Genomic DNA, 5,427 nt, shown 5'->3' with positions numbered 1-5,427 from the left:
CCTTTTTTCCAGGCGGCGGTCGCCAAACCGCCCCAGCACAACATCCATCGATCGCTCCCCAACACCGAAGAGCAACGTGAATCAGATCCCCCAGCCCGCCGCCATGGGAGATGTGTGAATACGGAAGGCGCTGCGCGCTTTCCGGGACGACATGCGAAATGGGCTACCGCCGCTTATCTGAGCCATATGCGATAGGCCCTGCCCAGCGGGGGAAGAATTCAAGACCCCTTCAGATAATCCAGCGCCAGCAGCGCCTGGGCGCGCACGCCGACTTCCATGGCGCGCTCGTCGACGTCGAAGAACGGCGAGTGGTTGCCGCCCTTCGGATAGCCGACGCCCAGGTGGTAGAAGAAGCCCGGAACCTCCTTCTGGAAGTAGGAGAAGTCCTCGGCGCCCATGATGTAGTCGATGTCGTCGGCGATCTGGCCCTGGGCCGCGCGGGCCAGGGTCGGCTTCATCTGCGCCGACAGGGCGCGGTTGTTGTCGGTGACCGGATTGGGCTGGCCCCAGTTGATCTTGCCGCTGGCGCCGTAGCGCTCGGTGATCGAGGCCACCGCCTTGTCGGCCCGCGCCATGACGTCGGTGCGCATACCCGGATCGAAGGTGCGCAGCGTCCCGGTCATGGTCATGTCCTCGGGAATGATGTTGTAGCGCAGGCCCCCGTGCAGGGTGGAGATGGTCAGCACCGTCGGCGTCTTGGAGACGTTGATCTGGCGCGAGGCGATCTGGTTGAAGGCCGTGACGATGTCGGCGGTCAGCGACGACATGTCGATCCCCTGCCAGGGCATCGAGCCGTGCGCCTGCTTGCCCTTGAGCTCGATCTCGAAGCGGTCGGAGGCGGCCATCATCGGCCCCGGCCGCCACACCGTCATGCCGACTGGCCCCGGAAAGGCGTGCAGGCCGAAGATCGCATCGACCTTGGGGTTCTTCAGCACGCCTTCCTTGACCATCAGCGGCGCGCCGCCCTCCTCGCCGGGCGGCGGCCCCTCTTCGGCCGGCTGGAAGATGAAGACCACCGTGCCTTCGATCTGGTCCTTCATGCCGGCCAGAATCTCGGCCGCGCCCATCAGGATGGCGACGTGGCTGTCATGGCCGCAGGCGTGCATCACCGGCACGGTCTGGCCGTTGTACTGGGCCGTGACCTTGGAGGCGAACGGCAGGCCGGTCTGCTCGGCCACCGGCAAAGCGTCCATGTCGGCGCGCAGGGCGACGACCTTGCCGGGCTTGGCCCCCTTCAGAATGCCGACCACCCCGGTCTTGCCGACGCCGGTGCGAACCTCGAAGCCCAGCTTGCGCAGGTGGTCGGCGACGATCTTGGCCGTCCGCACCTCGCTGTTCGACAGCTCGGGATGCTCGTGGAAGTCGCGCCGCCAGGCCACGACCTTCGGCTGTAGTTCCTTGGCCTTGGCGAACACCGCCGCGTCATAGGGTTTCGCGGCCGGGACCGCCTCCTGGGCGCCCGCTCCGCCAGCCATCGCAAACGCCGCGGCCACCCCGGCCAGCCAGATCCGCTTCGACATGATTGCTCCTGCTCTCAAGTGCTTGGCCGGGCGATGCGCCCGCCCGTCATGGGCGCCGGAGCGCCCGTGGTCTTCGGAAATGAAATCGGCAGGCCGCGCAGCGTGCGGGCGGCCAGATAGGCAAAGGCTTCGGCCTCGATGGAATCCCCACGCCAGCCGTGGTCCTCGGCTGTCGTCACCGGCGCGCTCAACCGCTCGGCCATCGCCGCCATCAGGGTCGGGTTGTGGCGTCCGCCGCCGCAGACCACGACCTGGCTCGGCGTTCCGCCCATCCCCTCGCAGCCCAGCCTCACCGCCTCGGCGGTGAAGGCGGTCAGGGTCGCGGCCGCATCCTCCAGCCGCAGAGGCTCCAGCGGCTCCATCGGGAAGTCGTAACGGTCCAGCGACTTGGGCGGCGGCGCCTCGAAATAGGCGTGGCCCAAAAGGCCGCGCAACACGCCCTCGTCCACCTGGCCGACGCTGGCGTACTTGCCGCCTTCGTCGAACCGCCCGGCTCCGCGCGATTGCATCAGGAGGTCGATCATGCCGTTGCCTGGCCCGGTGTCGAAGGCGGCGATCTCGTCTCCGCCGGCCCAGAAGGTGATGTTCGCCACCCCGCCCACGTTCAGCACGCCCAGCGGCGCGGAAAGCCCCGCCGCCCTGGCCCGGGCCAGATGGTAGATCGGCGCCAGCGGCGCGCCCTCCCCGCCGGCCGCGACGTCGGCGGTGCGGAAGTCGTAGGCGACGGGCGTACCCGTCGCATCGGCCAGCCACTGGGCGTCTCCCAGTTGCACGGTCCGGCCCACGCGCCCGTCCTGCGGCCGCTCGTGCAGCACGGTCTGGCCGTGCATCCCGATCAGGTCGATGTCGCTCCAGCCAAGGCCGTTAGCGGCCAGGAAGCCCTCCGCCGCCTCGAAATGCTCCCGGGCGACCGCCGCGGCGGCTGTGGCGAAGACTTCCGGCTCCGGCGCGCCACGCGGCCAGTCCATCGCCGCCTTGGTCGCCGCCAGGGCCAGGTCGCGCGTCTCCTCGCTCAGCTTGCGCTCGCCCGCCGGGCCGAACGCGAAGATCGTCTCCCCGTCGGTCTCCAGGATCGCCATGTCGCAGGCGTCCAGGGACGTGCCGGTCATGAAGCCCAGAACTCGCATGCAGCTTGACTGCCACGCCGCGCGCGCCGTAGCTAGGCCCATGATCGAGCGCCGCCCCGCCAACCTGGCCCGCTATTACCGCCTGTCCTAGAGCAGGCGCGGCTTCGATCGTTTGCGCCACCCCACCTGGTCGGCGCCCTCATCTCAAATGAACGACGGACTCCGGCCTTTCGCCACAAGGAGCCTGTCAGATGTCCGTTGAAGTGCTAGAGCGCGCTGCGCAACCTCCCGAGTCAAAGCCCATGTCCGCCGACCAGACCTTCAAGTCCGAGTTCCTGCGCACCATGCAGGAACGCGGCTACATTCATCAGATCACCCACCCGGCCGAGCTGGACGAAGCCGCCGCCAAGGGGACGATCACGGCCTATATCGGCTTCGACGCTACGGCCGCCTCGTTGCACGTCGGCCACATGATCCAGATCATGATGCTGCGCCGTCTGCAGCAGGCCGGCCACAAGCCCATCGTGCTGATGGGCGGGGGCACCACCAAGGTCGGCGACCCGACCGACAAGGACGGCCAGCGCCCCCTGCTCACCCACGAGCAGATCCAGGGCAACATCGCCACCATCAAGGGGACGTTCCAGCGTTTCCTGACCTTCGGCGACGGCCCCACCGACGCGATCATGGTCGACAACGACGAGTGGCTGTCCAAGTTCGGCTATGTCGAGTTCCTGCGGAACTACGGGGTGCACTTCACGGTCAACCGCATGCTGGCCTTCGACAGCGTCAAGGCGCGGCTCGAGCGCGAGCAGCCGATGACCTTCCTCGAGTTCAACTACATGCTCATGCAGTCGGTGGACTTCCTGGAGCTGGAGCGGAAATACGGCTGCGTCCTGCAGATGGGCGGCTCGGACCAGTGGGGCAACATCGTCAACGGCGTCGAGTTGATCCGCCGGGTGGACCAAAAGCCGTCCTTCGGCCTCACCACGCCCCTGCTCTCGACCGCGTCGGGCCAGAAGATGGGCAAGACGGTGGGCGGGGCGGTCTGGCTCAACGCCGACATGCGCAGCCCCTACGACTACTGGCAGTTCTGGCGCAACACCGAGGACGCCGACGTCGGCCGCTTCATGCGCCTGTTCACCGACCTGCCCCTGGACGAGATCGCCCGCTACGAAGCGATGGAAGGCGCGCAGATCAACGAGGCCAAGAAGGTGCTGGCCAACGAGGCGACCCGCATGCTGCACGGCGTGGACGCGGCCCAGGCCGCCGCCGAGGCCGCGCGCGTAGCCTTCGAGGTCGGGGCGGTTTCCGGCGACATGCCGACCCACGAGATCCCCGCCGCCGAACTGGAGGCCGGGATCATGCTGGCCGCCCTCGCCCACGACGCAGGCCTGGCCGGCTCGCGCGGCGAAGCCCGGCGCCTGGCCCAAGGCGGCGGCCTGCGCGTCAACGACAAGGCCGAAGCCGACGCCGGCCGCGCAATCACCTCGGCCGACCTGGTCGACGGCGTGGTCAAGCTGTCGGCCGGCAAGAAGAAGATCGTCCTGGTGAAGCCGGTCTAGGAGGCCAGCATGTCGAACCTGATCGAGGGAGCGGCCGCTCCCGACTTCGAACTGGCCGGCGCGGACGGCCCCGTCCGCCTGGCCGACTTCGCCGGCAAGCCCCTGGTCGTCTATTTCTACCCCAAGGACGACACCAGCGGCTGCACCCGCGAGGCCCAGGACTTCACCGCCCTGGCCAGCGATTTCGCCAAGGCCGGCGTCGCCTTGCTCGGGGTCTCCAAGGACAGCCTCGCCAGCCACGCGAAATTCACGGCCAAGTACGGCCTCGCCGTCCCCCTCGCCTCCGATCCCGAGGGCGCGATGATCGAGGCCTATGGCGCCTGGGTCGAGAAGAACATGTACGGCCGCAAATACATGGGGATCGAGCGGTCCACCTTCCTGATCGACGCCTCGGGCAAGCTCGCCCGCATCTGGCGCAAGGTGAAGGTGCCAGGCCACGCCGCCGAGGTGCTGAAGGCCGCCCAGGCCCTCTGAGGCGAAGATTCCGACGGTGCGACCGCAGGTCGCAGATGCGCCCCGCGCCGCGCGTTCAGGCGGAACCGAGGCCAGCTTCCGGCTGTTGTAGTTTTGTCGCGCCGCCCCTTTATGCGTAACCGGCAGGGGCGCGCCGCCTTCGCACGTCTAGCTGCGCCGTTCAGGCGCTGTTAACCAAGAAGGTGAAGACTGTCGGCCTTCCGGCGAGCCTGCGTGGCGGCGCATAAGTTCTTGCGCGCGCCGGAAATCTCATTGCATATCGCGGCGTCCCCCAGGTTTCCGTAATCGAACGGTGAGCATGACACGCTTCGCGCGCCTCCGCCGATCGCTGGTAGAGCTGTTTCCCGAGCGACATCTCTACATCCGCTCCGGCGGCGAAATGCGTTCCTTCGTCCTGACCACCGGCCGCCAGATGGCGATCGCCGGCGGCGTCGCGGCCGGCGCCCTCTGGATGGGCGTCTCCACCGCCTCGATGATGCTGGGGGCCATGGCGGTCTCCGGCCACGACCAGGAACTGGCCCGCATGCAGGCCAAGTCCGAGCGCCTGGTCGCCGACCGCGAGGCGCGCCTCAACAGCGCCATGGTCCAGCTCAACCAGGCCGAGGGCGGCGTGGGCGAACTGGCCGCCTCGGTCGAACGCCGGCACGCGGCCCTCGCCATGCTGCTCACCGAGGTCAAGGGCCAGCCAGGCGCCCAGGCCGCCCTGGCGCCAGCGATCGCCAAGGCGACCAGCGCCTCGGACGACGTGAACCCGCTGCGCCGCATCGAACTGGTCCGCGCCGGCCAGGAACGGCTGGTCGACGC

5 protein-coding genes are annotated in these 5,427 nt (G+C 68.4%); 3 read left to right on the top strand and 2 right to left on the bottom strand.

The window, feature by feature from the left end:
• Positions 1–218: 218 nt before the first annotated feature.
• Positions 219–1,520 carry an amidohydrolase gene (locus ACE3TL_RS16520; protein ID WP_374579756.1) on the bottom strand — a complete coding sequence of 434 codons (1,302 nt, stop codon included), beginning with the start codon at positions 1,518–1,520 and terminating at the stop codon, positions 219–221.
• Positions 1,521–1,534: 14 nt separating this feature from the next.
• Positions 1,535–2,647 (bottom strand): anhydro-N-acetylmuramic acid kinase, encoded by a 1,113-nt coding sequence (locus ACE3TL_RS16515; RefSeq protein ID WP_374579755.1) that lies wholly within the window; start codon positions 2,645–2,647, stop codon positions 1,535–1,537.
• Between the two features lie 191 nt (positions 2,648–2,838).
• On the opposite strand from ACE3TL_RS16515, the gene tyrS reads away from it, so the two are divergent.
• The 3 genes from tyrS to ACE3TL_RS16500 all read left to right on the top strand — a co-directional run.
• On the top strand, positions 2,839–4,149 hold the full coding sequence (tyrS, locus tag ACE3TL_RS16510; RefSeq protein ID WP_374579754.1) for a tyrosine--tRNA ligase: 1,311 nt from the start codon (positions 2,839–2,841) through the stop codon (positions 4,147–4,149).
• Between the two features lie 9 nt (positions 4,150–4,158).
• Entirely contained in the window at positions 4,159–4,623 is a 465-nt protein-coding gene (locus tag ACE3TL_RS16505; RefSeq protein ID WP_374579753.1) for a peroxiredoxin, read from the top strand.
• A 298-nt stretch (positions 4,624–4,921) separates the two neighbouring features.
• Positions 4,922–5,427: DUF5930 domain-containing protein (locus tag ACE3TL_RS16500; RefSeq protein ID WP_374579752.1), on the top strand; the 506-nt coding region annotated here is incomplete at its 3' end.

The sequence above is a fragment of the Phenylobacterium sp. genome (genome assembly GCF_041920015.1).
GTDB lineage: Bacteria > Pseudomonadota > Alphaproteobacteria > Caulobacterales > Caulobacteraceae > Phenylobacterium.
The sequence above is the reverse complement of the archived record's forward strand: the minus strand, read 5'-3'. Positions and strand labels throughout refer to the sequence as shown.

Excerpts from the sequence above, each read along its gene's own strand:
- ACE3TL_RS16520 (WP_374579756.1), bottom strand. The coding sequence starts at position 1,520 with ATGTCGAAGCGGATCTGGCTGGCCGGGGTGGCCGCGGCGTTTGCGATG.
- ACE3TL_RS16515 (WP_374579755.1), bottom strand. The coding sequence starts at position 2,647 with ATGCGAGTTCTGGGCTTCATGACCGGCACGTCCCTGGACGCCTGCGAC.
- tyrS (WP_374579754.1), top strand. The coding sequence starts at position 2,839 with ATGTCCGTTGAAGTGCTAGAGCGCGCTGCGCAACCTCCCGAGTCAAAG.
- ACE3TL_RS16505 (WP_374579753.1), top strand. The coding sequence starts at position 4,159 with ATGTCGAACCTGATCGAGGGAGCGGCCGCTCCCGACTTCGAACTGGCC.